A 16,500-nucleotide genomic window follows, 5' to 3' on the forward strand; every position below is an offset into this window, starting at 1 on the left:
CTTAATCACCTAAATCAATAGTGCTGTTCAGTACGCGCGAACCTCCATATTATCATCGTCATAAAGTCATTCCCTGTGGAGCGTCCCATGCCCGTCAAAGCCCTGTTCAAACCGTTCCACCTCGGCACCCTCGAGCTGCCGACCCGCGTCGTCATGGCGCCGATGACTCGCTCGTTTTCTCCGGGCGGCGTGCCTGATTCCAAAGTGATCGAATACTACCGTCGCCGCGCCGCTGCAGGCGTTGGCCTGATCATCACCGAAGGCACCACCGTCGGTCACAAGGCTTCCAACGGCTACCCGAACGTTCCGCATTTCTACGGTGAAGCGGCCCTGGCCGGCTGGAAGAAAGTCGTCGACGCCGTTCACGCCGAAGGCGGCAAGATCGTGCCGCAGTTGTGGCATGTGGGCAGCGTACGTCGTATCGGCACCGAGCCGGACGCCAGTGTGCCGGGTTATGGCCCGTCGGAAAAAGTGAAGGAAGGTCAGGTCGTGGTGCATGGCATGACCAAGCAGGATATCCAGGACGTGATCGCTGCGTTCGCCCAGGCCGCCAAGGATGCGCAGAGCATCGGCATGGACGGCGTGGAAATCCACGGTGCCCACGGTTACCTGATCGATCAGTTCTTCTGGGAGGGCAGCAACCAGCGTACCGACGAGTACGGCGGCAACCTGGCCAACCGCTCGCGCTTCGCCATTGAGTTGATTCGGGCCGTGCGTGCCGCGGTCGGTGAAGGTTTCCCGATCATCTTCCGTTTCTCCCAGTGGAAGCAGCAGGACTACAGCGCACGTCTGGTGCAAACCCCACAAGCCTTGGGCGAATTCCTCAAACCGTTGGCCGACGCGGGCGTGGATATTTTCCACTGCTCGACCCGCCGCTTCTGGGAGCCGGAGTTCGACGGTTCCGAGTTGAACCTGGCTGGCTGGACCCGCCAACTCACCGGCAAGCCGACCATCACCGTCGGCAGCGTCGGCCTGGACGGCGAGTTCCTGCAGTTCATGGTCAACACCGACAAGGTCGCACAGCCGGCCAGCCTGGAAAAACTGCTGGAGCGCCTGAACAACGAAGAGTTCGACCTGGTGGCGGTCGGTCGTGCGTTGCTGGTGGACCCGGACTGGGCGCAGAAAGTGCGCGATGGCCGCGAGGAAGACATTCTGCCGTTCAGTCGTGAGGCGTTGATGACGCTGGTTTAATCAGCGACTAGTCGGCCCCCATCGCGGGCAAGCCCGCTCCCACAGGTAACCGCGTTCTCTCAGGGAAATGCGAGCAAGTGTGGGAGCGGGCCTGCTCGCGAAGACTGACTCAAAAACACTGCAAATCAGGGAACAGTCGGTGCATTCGGCACCACCATCTCTCCAGCACAAGCCCCGCGCAATTGTCCCTCGAACTGCTCGATGATCGTCGCCCAGCCCTGGCGACTGGCATGCTGGCGCGCATTGAGACGCACGTTGCGCAAGGTCTCCCTTTCCTCCAGCAGCCATGCCGCGGCATCGCAGAACGCTTCTTCATCCCCCGGCATCGCCAACACTCCGTTGTAGCCATGACGTATATGCTGGGCGGCTGCTGCCTGATCGTAGGCCACCACGCCGAGCCCCGAGGCAAGTGCTTCAAGCACCACATTGCCGAACGTTTCAGTCAGGCTTGGAAACAGAAATACGTCACCCGACGCGTAGTGACACGCCAGGGCTTCACCCCGCTGGGTGCCGCAGAAAATCGCCTCGGGCATTTCGTTTTCCAGCTCCTGGCGCTGCGGGCCATCGCCGACCACGATCAGTTTCAGGATGCGCTGGGGATAACTCGCCTTGAGGGTATTGAAGGTGCGCTTGAGCAGGCCAAGGTTTTTTTCCTGGGCCAGGCGTCCGACATGAATGACGGCGATGTCTTCCTCGGCCAGTCCCCATTGTTCGCGCAGGGCATTCAACCGTTTGGCCGGGTGAAACAGTTCGCTGTCGACCCCTCGGGACAGCAACGCCAGTCGCTCGAAATGTCGCCGCTCCAGCTCCATGCGCTGGCTGACGCTGGGCACCAGGGTCATGGTCGAGCAGTTGTGGAACCAGCGCAGGTAGTGAGTCAGCAGGCGTGTGAGCAAACCAAGCCCATATTGGTTGGAGTACTGCTGGAAATTGGTGTGGAAACCGCTGACTACGGAAATCCCCAGTCGCCGTGCCGCACGCAAGGCCGACAGGCCTAGTGGGCCCTCGGTGGCGATGTAGAGCACGTCCGGGCGGTGCCGCGTCCAGCGCCGCAGCAGTTTGTGCATCGACGACTGACCCCATTGCAAGCCGGGATAGCCCGGTAGCGGCCAGCCGCGGCACAGCAGCAACTCATCGTCGCTGCCCAACTGCTGGTCGCAGCCCTGACGCGGTCGCACCAATTCCACTTGATGCCCGCGCGCGCGCAAGCCGTCGCACAAGCGACCAAGGGTATTGGCCACACCGTTGATTTCGGGAGGGAAGGTTTCGGTGATCAGGGTGATATGCAGAGCTGTCGTCATGACCCCAGTGTCGGTTGGGGCCATGTCGTCAGTGTGACGTCGGGATGATGGATTTGTGACTCAGCGCTGGGCCACCAGGTTTTCCGCGCCGCGTTCGCGCACCCAGAACAGCGTCGCCCCGGCCACGGCGGCCGGCATCATCAGGATGTTGACCACCGGAATCAGCAGCACCAGATAGACGCTGCCGCCGAAACTCATGCTCTGCCAGCGTTTCTGTCGCAGCCAGGCGAGCATCTCGTTCCAGCCCAGCTTGTGGTTGTCCGCCGGGTAGTCGATGTACTGGATCGCCATCATCCACACCCCGAACAATAGCCACAGCGGCGCGGCGATGATGTTCACCACCGGGATGAACGAGAGGATGAACAACCCGATCGCCCGGGGCAGAAAATAACCGAGCTTGCGCATTTCCCGGGCCAGGGTGCGCGGGATCATCGCCATCAGTTCGCCCCAACTGAAGGCCGGAAAATCATCGGTGCCGCGCACCACCACTTCGACTTTCTCCGCCAGGAAGCCGTTGAACGGTGCGGCAATGACGTTGGCGAGCATGGTGAAGGTGAAGAACACCATCAGTACGACGAGCACCACGAACAGCGGCCAGAGGATGTAACTGAGAAAACCCAGCCAGTCGGGCAGGGACGGCATCAGCGTGTCGACCCACAGGCTGAATTGATGGCCGGCCAGATAGATCAATCCGACGAACAGCACCAGGTTGATCGCCAGCGGCAACAACACAAACAAACGCAGGCTGGGGCTCAGCACCAGCTTGAGGCCTTCGCGCAGGTACTGCGGGCCGGACAGAACAGGGGCGGGCATAAGGTGCTCCGGGTAGAGGGAAAACGCGCCGACCTTACCGGCTTTGCTTCACATGCGAAAGCGCGGTGGCGGTATCGACATTCACTGTAACAAAGACGTCGATATCGTCGGGCAGATTGCATAGAGACCACCTATGAGCTGGATTGTTAAACCGTATTTCCTTAATCTTCGCCCCCTCGATACGCTGCACCCAATCTTTTACAGGACGGTCGGGTTCAAGCCTTCCCCAAGTGCTTTCAACCGTTCTTTTTTATTCCAGCCGGCAATCCGGCGTTCCGCGCCAGGTGTTCAGGGCCGGTCAACAGGAGCAGGTCATGTCTGAAGTCCGTCATTCGCGAGTGATTATTCTTGGTTCCGGCCCTGCCGGTTACAGCGCCGCGGTCTATGCCGCCCGTGCCAACCTCAAGCCACTGCTGATCACCGGCATGCAGGCCGGCGGTCAACTGACCACCACCACCGAAGTCGACAACTGGCCGGGCGACGTCCACGGCCTGACCGGCCCGGCGCTGATGGAGCGTATGCGCGAGCACGCCGAGCGCTTTGAAACCGAGATCGTTTTTGATCACATCAATGCCGTGGACTTCGCCGCCAAGCCATACACCCTGACCGGCGACAGCGCGACCTACACCTGCGACGCCCTGATCATCGCCACCGGCGCCAGCGCTCGTTACCTGGGCCTGCCATCGGAAGAAGCGTTCATGGGCAAGGGCGTCTCCGCCTGCGCAACCTGCGACGGTTTCTTCTATCGCAACAAGCCGGTTGCCGTGGTTGGCGGTGGTAACACCGCTGTCGAAGAAGCCCTGTACCTGGCCAATATCGCCAGCAAGGTCACCCTGATCCACCGTCGCGAAACCTTCCGCGCCGAGAAGATCCTGATCGACAAGCTGAACGCCCGCGTTGCCGAAGGCAAGATCGAGCTGAAGCTCAACGCAACCCTGGATGAAGTGCTGGGCGACAACATGGGCGTGACCGGTGCCCGCCTGAAGAACAACGACGGCAGCTTCGACGAAGTGAAAGTCGACGGCGTGTTCATCGCCATCGGCCACACGCCGAACACTTCGCTGTTCGAAGGCCAGCTGACCCTGAAAGACGGCTACCTGGTCGTGCAGGGCGGCCGTGACGGCAACGCCACTGCCACCAACCTCGAAGGCATCTTCGCCGCCGGTGACGTGGCTGACCACGTGTATCGTCAGGCCATCACCTCGGCTGGCGCCGGTTGCATGGCGGCACTGGATGCCGAGCGTTACCTGGACAATCTGCAGAACGCTTGATTCTATAGAAACGAAAAAACCGGCTTCGGCCGGTTTTTTTGTGCCTTCGATAAATACTCATGCCCCTGTAGGAGCGAGCGCGCTCGCGATGGACATCAACGATAACGCCGGGAGCCTGACACCGCGCAGGGTTCTCAAGTTCTTCGCGAGCATGCTCGTTCCTACAGTGGGCGCTGTGGATCAGGCCAGTTTCTTCAGGCACGCCTCAAGGATATCCAGCCCTTCCTCCAGCACCGCCGCCTCGGTGGTCAACGGCGCCAGTAGGCGAATGATGTGCCGCGACTTGCCGCTGGGCATCAGCAGCAGGCCTGCGTCCCGCGCCATGGCCAGCAGTTGGGTCAGTTGCGCCGGTGCTGGCGAGCCATCGGCGTTGGTCAACTCGATACCACGCATGGCACCGACGCCGGTCAGACGCCCCAGATACGGCGTCAGCCTGCTTGAGCGCCAGGCTTCGTAGCGGCCGACAATCGCTTCTTCCTGCTGCGTGCCCCAGGCGTGCAGGTTGGCATCGGTCATTTCGTCCAGGGTCGCCAATGCCGCCGCGCAGGCGATGGGGTTGCCGGAATAGGTGCCTCCGAGGCCGCCCTTGGGCAGGTTATCCAGCAGCGATCTGCGCCCGACCACCGCTCCCAGCGGCACGCCGCCGGCGATGCTTTTGCCGAGCAGGACCAAGTCAGGCTCGATACCCAGTCGCGAAAATGCAAAGCGTTGGCCGGTACGACCGAAACCGGACTGGATTTCATCGGCGATCAGCACAATGCCCTTGTCGTCGCAGAATTTGCGCAGCGTTTGGGCGAACTCAGCCTCCATGGCCAGGAAACCTGCTTCACCCTGCACCGGCTCGACGATAAAGCAGGCGACGTCGTCGACATCGATCTCGACGCTGAACAGGCGCTCCATGGCTTTGAGAGCCTCGGTGCAACTGACGCCGTTGTCCTGGCTGGGGAAAGGCAGGTGATACACCGGCCCCGGCAGTACGCCGACTCTCTGTTTGTAGGGCGCGACTTTGCCATTGAGGTTGAGCGTGGCCAGTGTGCGACCGTGAAACGCGCCGTCGAAGGCGATGACCGCGGTGCGGCCGGTGGCTCCACGAACGATCTTCAGGGCGTTCTCCGCCGCTTCCGCGCCGCTGTTGGTGAGCATGCCGCTGACCGGGTAACCCACCGGCATGAACGCGCTGAGGCGATCCATCAGTTCGAGGTAAGGCATATGGGGGGCGGCGTTGAATGCGTAGTGAGTCAGTCGGGTGGCTTGTTCGCGAATGGCCTCGACGATGCGCGGATGGCAATGGCCGAGGTTCAGCACGCCGATGCCACCGACAAAGTCGATGTAGCGTTTGCCGTCAGTGTCCCAGACCTCGGCGTTTTTGCCGTGGCTGAGGGTGACAGAATGAACGATGTTGATCGACTGGCTTATGGTTTCGCTGCGCATGAATGACCGGCTCGGAAGAAGGAGGACTCCTTTTTATCTAAGCCGTGAGCGGTGGTACGCGGCAAACGAAATAAAGTCGCCGGGTCAATCTTAAAAGTCATGTAGGAGCGAGCCCGCTCGCGATGGTCGTGAACGATGACGCTGGGAGCCTGACACGCCCGTGGCGTTCTTCAGTCCATCGCGAGCGGGCTCGCTCCTACAGGTTTAATCGGCAGCGAATTACATCAGCGGCGAGTCAGCGGTTGCTGAGAGAATTTCACCCCGGCCAGACCGTGAGCAATCAACGCGCGGATATTGCCGTGATCGCTGCCTTCAGGCGTCGCCAGTACCGAGCGGTAGTGCTCGCCGAACGCCAGCAGGGCTTCTTCATCGCTCAAGCCTTCGAGCAGCGCCAGACCCAGTGTCTTGCACGAGCCTTCGTTCTGCCCGGCCGCGTTTTCCACGCCGCCATTGTTGAAGGCCTGAGGCTGATAGTCGTAACCGGCGGCGATGAAGGCCAGGGTGTCGGCGAAGGCGTGTTCGCCGCTGTTGAGGCTGGCGCGCAGGGTGTTCAAATCACTCATTGGGTTTTCCTTTGGCGAACGCCGCTTGTTGTTCGGCGCTGGCTTCTTGCTGATATTGGGCTTTCCATTCGACGTACGGCATGCCGTAAACCACTTCGCGGGCTTCGTCGAGGCTGACCTCGATCTGGCGTTCGTCAGCCGCGGCCTTGTACCACTTGGACAGGCAGTTGCGACAGAAGCCCGAGAGGTTCATCAGGTCGATGTTCTGCACATCCTTGCGGCTGTCCAGGTGGGCCACCAGCCGGCGAAAGGCGGCGGCTTCGAGTTCCAGGCGTTGTTGATCGTTCATGGGAGGTCTCTGCGAGACAGCTGCGAGCGGCAAGCTTCGAGCTGCAAGATGGATTGCGTAGGTCGAAGTTTACAGCTTGCCGCTTGAAGCTTGTAGCTAGCGGCTTGCTGCAAGCGTTATCGATACCGACTCGGCGAATCGCAGCGCGTGGGGCTTGTCGACTTCCACCTCGGCGTAGAGCACCGATGCGTTGGCCATCACCAGGTCGAGAATTTCCTGGGTCAGGCGTTCGAGCAGCGCAAAGCGGTTGCCTTCCACATGGGCAATGATCGCCTTGGTGATCGTGCGATAGTTCAGCGCGTGATCGATGTCGTTGTCCCGTACCGCTTCCTGGGCTGCGTACAGGATGGTGAGGTTGATCAGCACATCCTGCTTGTTGAGGATTTCATCCTCATTGATGCCGATGAAAGTACGCAGGCACAGGTCTTTGACCCGGATGCGTGCCATGCCTGGCTGAAGTTGTGGCATTGCTACTTGCTCCGTCCAATCAATTGCAGGAACTCCTGGCGGGTGTTGCTCGACTCGCGGAAGGCGCCGAGCATCACCGAGGTGTTCATGGTCGAATTCTGCTTCTCGACGCCGCGCATCATCATGCACATATGCTGTGCTTCGATGACCACTGCGACGCCGGCCGCGCCGGTCACCTGTTGCACCGCGTCGGCGATTTGCCGGGTGAGGTTTTCCTGGATCTGCAGGCGCCGGGCGAACATGTCCACCAGCCGCGCAATCTTCGACAGGCCCAGCACCTTGCCGGTTGGAATATAAGCCACATGCGCCTTGCCGATGAAGGGCAGCATGTGGTGCTCGCAAAGCGAGTACAGCTCGATGTTGTCGACGATCACCATTTCATCGTTGTCGGAGGCGAACAGCGCGCCGTTGACGATCTCTTCGACACTTTGCTCGTAACCATGGCAAAGGTACTGCATGGCTTTGGCCGCGCGCATCGGCGTATCGAGCAACCCTTCACGGTCGGGGTTTTCACCGAGGCCGATGAGGATTTCACGGTAATTCTGGGGCAGGGATAACGTCATGGAAAATCCTCGCGGGACACTTATTTGATGTGCCTTCCGCCGTTGACGGTCAGGGTGGTGCCGGTGACATAAGGGTTGTCGAGCAGATAGCGCAGGCTCTGGTAGATCACTTCACTGCCGGGCTCGATGCCCAGTGCGGACTTGGCCAGCGCCTTGGCGCGGTAGGCCGCGTCGTCCTCAGGGTTGAACAGTAGCAGGGCCGGCGCGATCCCGTTGACCTTGATGGCCGGCGCATACCTGGCGGCGAAGGACAGGGTCAGGCTGTCGAGCCCGGCTTTGCTGGCGCAATAGCCGATGTGCTTGCTGCTGCCCCTGCGGGTCACGTCATCGCTGATGTGCACAATGTCGGCGGGGTTCGAGCGTTGCAGCAGGTCGGCGCAATGCAGGTTGATCAGGTAAGGCGCCAGCATGTGCACGCTGAACATTCGGGTGAATGCTGCGGCGTCAGTGTCCGGTGTCTCGGCCAGCCATTCGGAGGCGTTGTGGATAATCGCCCGCAAACAGTCGGTGTGGGTTTTCAGTTCGCCAATGAAGGCGAGGATGCCGGCCTCGCTGGCGAAGTCCGCGAACACCGCGATGGCCCCCAAATCGCGCAGGGCTTGCACGCCGGGACGCTCACTGCGGTAGCTGAAAATCACGCGATGGCCATCTTCCAGCAGTCGCCGGGCGCAGTGCAGGCCGACACGCTGGCCGGCGCCGGTAATGAGAATAGGGGCTGCGGAAGAAGTCATGAACGGCTCGCGTCGCGGTGAGAGCAAAACTATACCAGCGACGCAAGCAGTCTACCTATTTGTGCTTGTGCGGCATCCGCTGTGGGATATCAGCGGTTTTGGGTGGAAGGTTCGGCGGGCAAGCGGCGTACGGACGTGCTGTTCAGCCAATTGGCCAGCAGACGGGTCGACAGGGGGATGAAGAAATACACCATCAACGGCGTCAGGCACAGGGTGCTGATGAACACGCGGGGCAGTAGCGTCATCTCGCTCAGCAGCGGCTCCAGCACAAAGTTGAACAGCAGTGAAACCGGAAAGAACGCCAGCCAGATCGCCATGGCCTGTTTCCAGCGCGGTGGGCGTTGGTCGGTGGTACCGAACCAACCCTCGATGCCGCTGACCCGATGTTCTGTCGGGTGGGCGAACAGGTCGCTGCCGCGTCCGAGCCAGGCGCTGCGCGAGGCGGAATGCTCCCAGGCATGCAGGGTCCGTTCGTCGGCGAAGCGGAAGATTATCTGGAATTCGTCATCGCCAGGCGGCGGTGCGAGTACGCCGGAGCCGAGGTAGCCAGGAAAGTCGGTGGCCAGTTGTTCGCCTTCGCGCAACCAGGCGATCAAGTCTTGATAGCGACCATTGGCAACACGACGCGCGACCATCAGCGTGACGGGTGGGGTAGACATTGTGTATCTCCATAAGGCATTTGCGTCGCTCCGGATAGGAACTTCGCCAGGCGCAGCGCCGGGGTGGTGGGCTGCGACTCGGAACAAGCAAGGATTATTCCTGATTCTGCCGGATTCGTCTTTTAACGTTTTTCTTCGATTATGAACTTGAATCATTACGAGGTAGCGGCGTTAGAATGAGTACCGATCTGCACATGGATGTACGACCCAGATGCCTGTCCTTACTGACGTACCTTCAGGTGTACCGCAGGCTGTCACCCTTGAACAGGAACAGCTCTATCCGATTCGCGAGGTGGCGCGTCTGACAGGCGTCAACCCGGTCACGCTTCGCGCATGGGAACGACGCTATGGCCTGATTGTTCCAATACGCACCGAAAGTGGGCATCGCCTCTATTCAATGACCGATATCGAGCGTGTTCGCAGCATTCTCGGCTGGATCGACCGCGGAGTGGCGGTCAGTAAAATCGGCTTGTTACTGGCCAGAGCGGCACCACTCCAAGCGCTGTCCCACATCATTCCCAACGACCTCGTGCTGGCCGACTACGCTCAATGGCAGCATCAGCTCCGGGTTGCCGTCAGCTCGTTTGACGACGTTCAGCTGGAGCAGGTGTACGGGCAGATTTTTTCCAGCTACTCCCTGCCGGTGGTGTTTCAAGACATTCTGGTCCCGGTATGGAGGCAATTGCTGCAACGCCAGGATCAATTCGGCGGTACCAGCGAATGGATATTCCTTGATGGATTCCTGCGTTCGCGAGTGTTGCAACGCCTGCTGTTGATGCGCGATAGCCGGCCACGGCGAGTGGTCATCGGTGCCCTGGCTGGCCATTGCCGGGAACTCGAATTGCTGATTGCCGCCTTGTTCCTGAGCAGCCCGCAAATGGGGATTCGAGTGCTGCCCATTGGTCAGCCGATCGATGAGTTGACCCTGGTCTGTGAACGGATCAAGCCCCAGGTGCTGGTACTGTTTTCCAATCATGTGCCGGCTCCCGAGTTGCCCCGGCGCTTGAATCGCCTGGCCATGAGTCTGGAGTGTCGATTGTTGTTGGCTGGCGATGCTTCTGACCTGGCACAAGAGAGCCTGGCCGGGTCATCGATCGGTTGCCTGGGCAATGAAGGGGAGGTCATGAGCCAGCGTCTGAGGCAGTTCCTGGCGGGCAATCTGGATACTTGAAGATCAGAGGTGCAGCGTTGGATAAGTCAAACGATGCTGTTGCAGGATGAACTGACGCAGACGCTCGGTTTCGTCCGTATCGCTCTGGCTCAGCTGATAGGCATAGAAGCCCTGTTCGTTTTCTTTCTCGAAAGTGCCACGCAAGGCAATCCGCTCATAGCCTGACGGGCTGAACCACAGGGCGAAATGCTTCGGCGGCTTGGTCTTGTTGCGAACTTCCAGCAAAACCCCTTTGCACGACACTTCGTGTACCCACAGGGAGCCGGGTTGCCCCTTGGCGTTTTCCAGTGCTACCGGTTCGTCCAGTACCAGGCGCCAGGGCCGGACCATCGGCCCGTCTTCATAGATGCTCGGCACGCCGAGACGCAAATGCAGTGCATGGAACTCGTCTTCCACCAGGTGCAGGGGGAAGGTCATCTGCTGGTTTTCGAAGCTGGCGTGAATGGTGACCTGCTCATGGGCCGCCAGGCGGGTGAGCAGATCACGGATTTGCGATCCACCATTGACGAGCAGGCTCGACGTCGCGTCCCGCACATTGAGCTGCGGGTTGTGCTGCATGGTCTGGATGAAATCCAGCTCATCCTGGGTCAGGAGTGCGTCGCGTTGCATGGCCAACTCGAAAGATATGATTACAAAGCCAGTGGTGATTGTAGTTACTGACCATTAATTCCGGATTTGGTTTTTGCCGTTCGTCGCCTTGAGCGCAGCAAGCTCGGCCTGGAGTTCAGCCACCTGCACCTCCAGTTGAGCCACGCGCTGTTGCGCCTTGACCTGTGCGGTGACGTCTTTCTGTACACCGACAAAGTAGGTTTGCCCGTCCGCTGGATTTTTCACCGTTGAAAGGGACAGTTCATTCCAGAACGGTGTGCCGTCCTTGCGGTAGTTGCGCAGTATTTCCCGGCAGGATCCTTCACGGTTCAAGGCGTCGCGAATCAATGGCAGGGCTTCCTGGTCACGGTCCCCCGACTGCAGGAAGCGGCAATCCTGATAGAGAATCTCTTCGCTGGAGTACCCCGTCAGGCGTTCGAACGCGGGGTTGACGTAAATGAGGATGTTGTCTTGCTCGCCTTCCTTTTCGGCAATCACGATACCGTCGTTTGAAGCGTTGATCACCAATTGCAGCAGTTGTGCATTAATCATCGGAGTATCCTTTCCTGATTGATTGTCGATTGCATTCTAAAAGAACAATCACGACCGTGCTGTTAATATCCGGGTCTTTTACTCGAATTCAGGATCAGATTGATGAAAGTCGCCATCATTTCCGGCTCGGTGTACGGCACGGCCGAAGAGGTTGCCCGCCACGCCGCCAGTCTGTTGAACGCCGCCGGTTTCGAAACCTGGCACAACCCGCGTGCAACCCTCGCCGATGTCCAGGCGTTTGGCCCCGAAGCCTTTCTGGCGGTGACGTCGACCACTGGCATGGGCGAGTTGCCGGACAACCTGCAACCGCTGTATTTCGCGATTCGTGACCAATTGCCCGCTGCCTGGCGTAGCTTGCCGGGTGCGGTGATCGGCCTGGGCGATGCGAGCTATGGCGATACGTTTTGTGGGGGCGGCGAACTGATGCGCGAATTGTTCGGTGAACTGGGCATTCGTGAAGTACTGCCAATGCTGCGTCTGGATGCCAGCGAAAGTGTGACCCCCGAAACGGATGCCGAGCCCTGGCTGGCGGAACTGGTCGGCGCGCTGCAGGGTTGACTGCGCGCCCCGCACCTTCTCCGATGGTGGCTATTTGATATTGATTCGGGCTTCCTGGCCCGCTGACTCGTTCGGCCATCAAGCTGGCTGCCAATGCAACTACACGAACCCGGAGGGCTGACTAGACTCGGTATTCATTGGAAACACTCCATAATAAAAACCGAGGTTCCTATCCGTGACTGTCGCTCCCGCCCAATCATCACATAGTGTCAAAGGCCAGGTCAGTGCTGCCGAGTGGCAAACCCGCGTTGACCTGGCGGCCTGTTATCGGCTGGTCGCTCAACACGGTTGGGATGACCTGATCTTCACTCATATCTCTGCCAAGGTGCCCGGCACCGAAGACTTCCTGATCAACCCGTTCGGGTTGATGTTTCACGAAATGACCGCGTCGAGCCTGGTCAAGGTGGATCAGGCCGGGAACAAACTGATGGACAGCCCTTACGAGATCAATCCGGCGGGCTACACCATCCACAGCGCCGTGCATGAAGTCCGTCACGATGTCGTCTGCGTGCTCCACACCCACACAGCTTCGGGGGTTGCCGTGTCGGCACAGAAGCAGGGCGTTTTGCCGATCAGCCAACAGTCGTTGTTCGTGCTTTCCAGCCTGGCCTACCACGCCTACGAAGGCGTGGCGCTCAACCATGACGAGAAAGTGCGGCTGCAGGCCGACCTCGGTGAAAACAATTTCCTGATGCTGCATAACCACGGTCTGCTGACCTGCGGCAGCACCATCGCCGATACGTTCCTGATGATGTTTACCTTCCAGCGTGCCTGCGACATTCAGGTCATGGCGCAAAACGGTGGCGCTGAACTGATCGCCATCGAACCGCAGATTCTGGCAGGCGCCAAAGCCATGATCGCGGGTGTCACCAGAAGTGCTCAAGGAATGGGTGGAGCGCTGGCCTGGCCTGCGCTGCTGCGCAAACTCGATAAACTGGACCCGGGTTATAAACTCTGATGGAACTCGCCGAGATCCCCCTGTGTGTCTGGCGCAAACGCAGCCAGGCGTTCGTATTCCATGGCCAGAGCATCCGTTACTGGACAGCAGGGCAGGGTGAGCCGCTGTTGCTCATTCATGGCTTTCCGTCCGCCAGTTGGGACTGGCATTACCTGTGGCAGCCATTGACCCAGCGCTTTCGTGTGATTGCTTGTGACATGTTGGGCTTCGGCGATTCGGCCAAACCGGTGAATCACGAATACAGTCTGCTGGAGCAAGCGGATCTGCAACAGGCACTGCTTGAACACTTGAATGTCGAGCAGCCGGTGCACCTGTTTGCCCACGATTATGGCGACAGCGTGGCCCAGGAACTGCTGGCCCGGCATTACGAATCGCGGGTGGAACTGGCCAGTTGCGTGTTTCTCAATGGCGGGTTGTTTCCGGAAACCCATCGCCCGGTACTGATGCAAAAACTCTTGCTCAGCCCTTTGGGCTGGATGATTGGCCGCGCCTTCAGCCGTGATGGTCTGGTGAGGAGCTTTCGGCAGATTTTCGGTCCGCAGACCCGTCCCAGTGAAAGTCAGATGGATGATTTCTGGAGCCTGGTCGAAAGCCATCGCGGGCCACGGATCATGCATAAATTGATCGCCTACATCCCGGAGCGACGCGTCTGGCGCAACCGCTGGGTGAGCGCGATGCAACGTGGTGAAGTACCGCTGCGGGTGATCGATGGCGGGGTCGATCCGGTCTCTGGTGTGCATATGGTCGAGCGTTATCGGGAAATGATACCGGAGGCGGATACGGTGGTGTTGCCCGACATTGGCCACTACCCACAGATTGAGGCGCCCGGCGAGGTGCTCAAGCACTACCTGGCGTTTCGCGATCAACTGCACTTGCCGCCGCGCAAGGTGGCGTGTTCCTGAGCAAGCAACTGATCACCTGTGGCGGTCCGACACCCCCCCGCCACAGGGTTTTGTGTCCATGTTCTCCATCAATCATCCCTCAGCCTTATCGCGCACCATTCAGCCTCCCCCGTGTTCATTGTGACCGGCAGCGCCGTGCCTGAAACTCGGACTCATTGTCCCTTGGCCTGCTGGAGTCCCCCCATGAATGAGTCTGTGCGCTTCGAAGATAAAGTCGTGATCATCACCGGTGCCGGTGGCGGCCTGGGACGGGCGCATGCACTGTTGTTCGCCAAACAGGGCGCCAGGGTGCTGGTCAACGATCTTGGCGGCTCGGCCCAGGGCGAAGGCGCCAACGCTTCGGCCGCCGATCGCGTGGTCGCAGTCATTCGCGAGGCCGGGGGCATCGCCGAGGCCAACCACGACTCGGTCATCGACGGTGACAAGCTGGTCCAGCATGCCCTGGACGTCTTCGGTCGCGTCGACGTGGTGGTGAACAACGCCGGGATCCTGCGCGACAAGACCTTCCACAAAATGGAAGACGCCGACTGGGACCTGGTTTACCGCATCCACGTCGAAGGCGCCTACAAAGTCACCCGCGCCGCCTGGCCGCACATGCGCGAACAGAACTACGGCCGGGTGATTTTCACTGCGTCGACCTCGGGCATCTATGGCAACTTCGGCCAGTCCAACTATGGCATGGCCAAGCTCGGTCTCTATGGGCTGACCCGTACCCTGGCAATCGAAGGCCGCAAGAACAACATCCTGGTCAACGCCATCGCCCCCACCGGTGGTACGCGCATGACCGAAGGCCTGATCCCGCCGCAAGTCTTCGAACAGCTCAAGCCCGAACTGGTCAGCCCGCTGGTGGTGTACCTGGCCAGTGAGAACTGCCAGGAAACCTCCGGTCTGTTCGAAGTCGGCGGCGGCTGGATGGGCAAGGTCCGCTGGGAGCGCAGTCTCGGTGTCGGGTTCGATCCACGGGCGGGTTTCTCCCCGGAAGACGTGGCGGCGCACTGGCAGCAGATTTGCGACTTCGAAGGCGCGGCGCATCCCAAGGACAATATCGAAGCTCTGAAGGAAATGATGGGGAATCTGCAGCAGTATTCGCTCTGATAGCGTCGGCAAGGTCACATTGACTGGCCTTGCCGGTTGTTGCATTTTTCGGCTGGAAAAGCGTTTGCCAACGATCAGGCGGGAAAGTATTTGAATACCAGGGCCTTCAGATTGGCGGCTGTTTGTGCGTCCATTTTTCCGTCGAAGTTTTCCGGACGAAAATGCATCTGGAATGCCCGCACCAATCTTTGAAAACCCTCTTCCGTCGAGGCGCCTGAAACATCGTATCCATAGGATTTGAACAGTCCTAGCAATTCGCTTCGGGCTGGGATGCCCGATGTGTTGTATTGGCACAGATACTCGTCCCGAGTGCTTTCATCGAACCAGGCGCCGACGCCTTTCAAGTACAGCGCTTGCCAGGGAAACATGGGCCCCGGGTCACTTTTGCGGCCGATCGATACATCGGAGTGGCCCAAAACCTGCGTCGGTGCGATATCCGGGTAGCGCTTGAGGATGTTCAGCGCCAGTTGTTCAATCGCAGCAATCTGCTCGGAGTGATACGGCGGGAAGGTGAATTCGCCTTTGTTGTCCGTCGCCTGGTTGACGATTTCAATGCCGATGGACGTGTCATTCAGATTGCTGCGGTGACCCCACTGACTGACGCCCGCGTGCCACGCGCGATAAGTTTCATCCATCAGGTTGAAAACTTCCTGCCCGGTATAACCCGCCTTCAGATAGCTGGGGTCGGTAATGTCCGGAACCAGATAGTGCGCGCTGACGTTTGGACCGGTCAGGACATTGATCGAACTGGTGAAGTTGCCCGCCGTGTAATGAAAGATCAGAAAGCGTATTCGACTGTTGACGCTTCTGGTCGAGCGATACTGGCTGTAGTTGATGGGATTCATGGTTGCACTCGCAATAAGTAAGTTTGAAGTCGTTCGTCGACTTGCTGTTCAACTTAATGCCGTGAGTGCTTTTGGTGTTTACCTATGCTTGTAGCCGCTTTCTGAAAGAAATGTAGGCATGCGAAATTTTGTCTGGATGGTCAGGGTTACCGACTGGCAACCGTTACTCATCAAAAATCATTGCCCATAAAAAAGGCCGCTGCAAACGCAGCGGCCAAGGTAAGACGTTGGATCAGGAGCTACAAATCAACGTCGGTGAACATGGGGCGATGAACCGAATCTTCGATTCATCTGAAATCTTTCATCACGGCGCGGGCCGGCACATCGTGCCTTACAGCGGTTTACTGTAGCAGCCAGATAAGAATAAGCCCTTGGTGTTGCAGGAAAAATACCAATTCCGGACATGCACTGTTGCAGCCCGGGCAACAGTCAGTAATCGGGCGCTCGTCGTCTGAATGATGCCCCGGTGCCAGTCATCCTTTAGAGGTACACCACGAATACCTCCTTGGTGCGCTTATCGGCCCCCGGTGCCCGGCAGTAGGGTGAGGCCT

At 59.3% G+C, this 16,500-nt stretch carries 19 protein-coding genes; 7 read left to right on the top strand and 12 right to left on the bottom strand.

Annotated features, from left to right (window positions below; translation table 11 throughout):
• Positions 1–87: 87 nt before the first annotated feature.
• A complete protein-coding gene (locus tag CAF65_RS00840; protein WP_085714570.1) occupies positions 88–1,191 on the top strand; it encodes an NADH:flavin oxidoreductase in 1,104 nt (367 codons plus the stop codon).
• A 125-nt stretch (positions 1,192–1,316) separates the two neighbouring features.
• Here CAF65_RS00840 and CAF65_RS00845 read toward each other — a convergent pair whose 3' ends face one another.
• Both CAF65_RS00845 and cysZ read right to left on the bottom strand, forming a co-directional pair.
• Positions 1,317–2,516, bottom strand: a complete 1,200-nt coding sequence (locus CAF65_RS00845) for a glycosyltransferase family 1 protein (protein WP_085714571.1) — start codon at positions 2,514–2,516, stop codon at positions 1,317–1,319.
• 36 nt (positions 2,517–2,552) lie between these two features.
• A complete protein-coding gene (gene cysZ / locus CAF65_RS00850; protein WP_085714572.1) occupies positions 2,553–3,305 on the bottom strand; it encodes a sulfate transporter CysZ in 753 nt (250 codons plus the stop codon).
• A 314-nt stretch (positions 3,306–3,619) separates the two neighbouring features.
• On the opposite strand from cysZ, the gene trxB reads away from it, so the two are divergent.
• Positions 3,620–4,576 carry a thioredoxin-disulfide reductase gene (trxB, locus tag CAF65_RS00860; RefSeq protein WP_007970300.1) on the top strand — a complete coding sequence of 319 codons (957 nt, stop codon included), beginning with the start codon at positions 3,620–3,622 and terminating at the stop codon, positions 4,574–4,576.
• A gap of 180 nt (positions 4,577–4,756) precedes the next feature.
• On the opposite strand, the gene CAF65_RS00865 is transcribed toward trxB, so the two are convergent.
• The 7 genes from CAF65_RS00865 to CAF65_RS00895 form a co-directional block, all read right to left on the bottom strand.
• The gene (locus CAF65_RS00865) at positions 4,757–6,007 is read right to left on the bottom strand and encodes an aspartate aminotransferase family protein (RefSeq protein WP_085714573.1); all 1,251 of its coding nucleotides are present in this window, start codon (positions 6,005–6,007) and stop codon (positions 4,757–4,759) included.
• Between the two features lie 224 nt (positions 6,008–6,231).
• Entirely contained in the window at positions 6,232–6,570 is a 339-nt protein-coding gene (locus CAF65_RS00870; protein ID WP_085714574.1) for a HopJ type III effector protein, read from the bottom strand.
• Positions 6,563–6,859, bottom strand: a complete 297-nt coding sequence (locus CAF65_RS00875) for a DUF1244 domain-containing protein (protein ID WP_085714575.1) — start codon at positions 6,857–6,859, stop codon at positions 6,563–6,565. The genes CAF65_RS00870 and CAF65_RS00875 overlap by 8 nt, the downstream gene beginning before the upstream one ends.
• Before the next feature lie 96 nt (positions 6,860–6,955).
• Positions 6,956–7,327, bottom strand: a complete 372-nt coding sequence (gene folX, locus CAF65_RS00880; RefSeq protein ID WP_007970304.1) for a dihydroneopterin triphosphate 2'-epimerase — start codon at positions 7,325–7,327, stop codon at positions 6,956–6,958.
• A gap of 2 nt (positions 7,328–7,329) precedes the next feature.
• Positions 7,330–7,890, bottom strand: coding sequence for a GTP cyclohydrolase I FolE (gene folE, locus CAF65_RS00885; RefSeq protein WP_085714576.1), 561 nt, complete (start codon positions 7,888–7,890; stop codon positions 7,330–7,332).
• A gap of 20 nt (positions 7,891–7,910) precedes the next feature.
• Positions 7,911–8,621 (bottom strand): dihydromonapterin reductase, encoded by a 711-nt coding sequence (gene folM, locus CAF65_RS00890; protein WP_085714577.1) that lies wholly within the window; start codon positions 8,619–8,621, stop codon positions 7,911–7,913.
• An 89-nt stretch (positions 8,622–8,710) separates the two neighbouring features.
• Positions 8,711–9,280 carry an antibiotic biosynthesis monooxygenase gene (locus CAF65_RS00895; protein WP_085714578.1) on the bottom strand — a complete coding sequence of 190 codons (570 nt, stop codon included), beginning with the start codon at positions 9,278–9,280 and terminating at the stop codon, positions 8,711–8,713.
• A gap of 211 nt (positions 9,281–9,491) precedes the next feature.
• On the opposite strand from CAF65_RS00895, the gene CAF65_RS00900 reads away from it, so the two are divergent.
• Entirely contained in the window at positions 9,492–10,451 is a 960-nt protein-coding gene (locus CAF65_RS00900; RefSeq protein ID WP_085714579.1) for a MerR family transcriptional regulator, read from the top strand.
• Positions 10,452–10,454: 3 nt separating this feature from the next.
• On the opposite strand, the gene CAF65_RS00905 is transcribed toward CAF65_RS00900, so the two are convergent.
• A complete protein-coding gene (locus tag CAF65_RS00905; protein ID WP_085714580.1) occupies positions 10,455–11,060 on the bottom strand; it encodes a hypothetical protein in 606 nt (201 codons plus the stop codon).
• Positions 11,061–11,114: 54 nt separating this feature from the next.
• Positions 11,115–11,591, bottom strand: a complete 477-nt coding sequence (locus CAF65_RS00910) for a PAS domain S-box protein (RefSeq protein WP_085714581.1) — start codon at positions 11,589–11,591, stop codon at positions 11,115–11,117.
• A gap of 102 nt (positions 11,592–11,693) precedes the next feature.
• Between CAF65_RS00910 and CAF65_RS00915 the strand changes: the two genes are divergently transcribed.
• The 4 genes from CAF65_RS00915 (at position 11,694) to CAF65_RS00930 (ending at position 15,104) form a co-directional block, all read left to right on the top strand.
• Positions 11,694–12,149 carry a flavodoxin gene (locus CAF65_RS00915; RefSeq protein WP_085714582.1) on the top strand — a complete coding sequence of 152 codons (456 nt, stop codon included), beginning with the start codon at positions 11,694–11,696 and terminating at the stop codon, positions 12,147–12,149.
• Positions 12,150–12,324: 175 nt separating this feature from the next.
• Positions 12,325–13,107 (top strand): class II aldolase/adducin family protein, encoded by a 783-nt coding sequence (locus CAF65_RS00920; RefSeq protein ID WP_085714583.1) that lies wholly within the window; start codon positions 12,325–12,327, stop codon positions 13,105–13,107.
• Positions 13,107–14,009 carry an alpha/beta fold hydrolase gene (locus CAF65_RS00925; RefSeq protein ID WP_085714584.1) on the top strand — a complete coding sequence of 301 codons (903 nt, stop codon included), beginning with the start codon at positions 13,107–13,109 and terminating at the stop codon, positions 14,007–14,009. The genes CAF65_RS00920 and CAF65_RS00925 overlap by 1 nt, the downstream gene beginning before the upstream one ends.
• A gap of 183 nt (positions 14,010–14,192) precedes the next feature.
• A complete protein-coding gene (locus CAF65_RS00930) occupies positions 14,193–15,104 on the top strand; it encodes an SDR family oxidoreductase (RefSeq protein WP_085714585.1) in 912 nt (303 codons plus the stop codon).
• 74 nt (positions 15,105–15,178) lie between these two features.
• Here the strand turns inward: CAF65_RS00930 and CAF65_RS00935 are convergent, their stop codons facing one another.
• Positions 15,179–15,949 (bottom strand): N-acetylmuramoyl-L-alanine amidase, encoded by a 771-nt coding sequence (locus CAF65_RS00935; protein ID WP_085714586.1) that lies wholly within the window; start codon positions 15,947–15,949, stop codon positions 15,179–15,181.
• Positions 15,950–16,500 lie beyond the last annotated feature (551 nt).

The sequence above is a fragment of the Pseudomonas sp. B28(2017) genome (genome assembly GCF_002113025.1).
Lineage (GTDB): Bacteria > Pseudomonadota > Gammaproteobacteria > Pseudomonadales > Pseudomonadaceae > Aquipseudomonas.

Excerpts from the sequence above, each read along its gene's own strand:
- folX (WP_007970304.1), bottom strand. The coding sequence starts at position 7,327 with ATGCCACAACTTCAGCCAGGCATGGCACGCATCCGGGTCAAAGACCTG.
- CAF65_RS00865 (WP_085714573.1), bottom strand. The coding sequence starts at position 6,007 with ATGCGCAGCGAAACCATAAGCCAGTCGATCAACATCGTTCATTCTGTC.
- CAF65_RS00930 (WP_085714585.1), top strand. The coding sequence starts at position 14,193 with ATGAATGAGTCTGTGCGCTTCGAAGATAAAGTCGTGATCATCACCGGT.
- CAF65_RS00905 (WP_085714580.1), bottom strand. The coding sequence starts at position 11,060 with ATGCAACGCGACGCACTCCTGACCCAGGATGAGCTGGATTTCATCCAG.
- CAF65_RS00870 (WP_085714574.1), bottom strand. The coding sequence starts at position 6,570 with ATGAGTGATTTGAACACCCTGCGCGCCAGCCTCAACAGCGGCGAACAC.
- CAF65_RS00875 (WP_085714575.1), bottom strand. The coding sequence starts at position 6,859 with ATGAACGATCAACAACGCCTGGAACTCGAAGCCGCCGCCTTTCGCCGG.
- trxB (WP_007970300.1), top strand. The coding sequence starts at position 3,620 with ATGTCTGAAGTCCGTCATTCGCGAGTGATTATTCTTGGTTCCGGCCCT.
- CAF65_RS00925 (WP_085714584.1), top strand. The coding sequence starts at position 13,107 with ATGGAACTCGCCGAGATCCCCCTGTGTGTCTGGCGCAAACGCAGCCAG.
- CAF65_RS00840 (WP_085714570.1), top strand. The coding sequence starts at position 88 with ATGCCCGTCAAAGCCCTGTTCAAACCGTTCCACCTCGGCACCCTCGAG.
- folM (WP_085714577.1), bottom strand. The coding sequence starts at position 8,621 with ATGACTTCTTCCGCAGCCCCTATTCTCATTACCGGCGCCGGCCAGCGT.
- CAF65_RS00845 (WP_085714571.1), bottom strand. The coding sequence starts at position 2,516 with ATGGCCCCAACCGACACTGGGGTCATGACGACAGCTCTGCATATCACC.
- CAF65_RS00900 (WP_085714579.1), top strand. The coding sequence starts at position 9,492 with ATGCCTGTCCTTACTGACGTACCTTCAGGTGTACCGCAGGCTGTCACC.
- CAF65_RS00895 (WP_085714578.1), bottom strand. The coding sequence starts at position 9,280 with ATGTCTACCCCACCCGTCACGCTGATGGTCGCGCGTCGTGTTGCCAAT.
- folE (WP_085714576.1), bottom strand. The coding sequence starts at position 7,890 with ATGACGTTATCCCTGCCCCAGAATTACCGTGAAATCCTCATCGGCCTC.
- CAF65_RS00915 (WP_085714582.1), top strand. The coding sequence starts at position 11,694 with ATGAAAGTCGCCATCATTTCCGGCTCGGTGTACGGCACGGCCGAAGAG.
- cysZ (WP_085714572.1), bottom strand. The coding sequence starts at position 3,305 with ATGCCCGCCCCTGTTCTGTCCGGCCCGCAGTACCTGCGCGAAGGCCTC.
- CAF65_RS00910 (WP_085714581.1), bottom strand. The coding sequence starts at position 11,591 with ATGATTAATGCACAACTGCTGCAATTGGTGATCAACGCTTCAAACGAC.
- CAF65_RS00935 (WP_085714586.1), bottom strand. The coding sequence starts at position 15,949 with ATGAATCCCATCAACTACAGCCAGTATCGCTCGACCAGAAGCGTCAAC.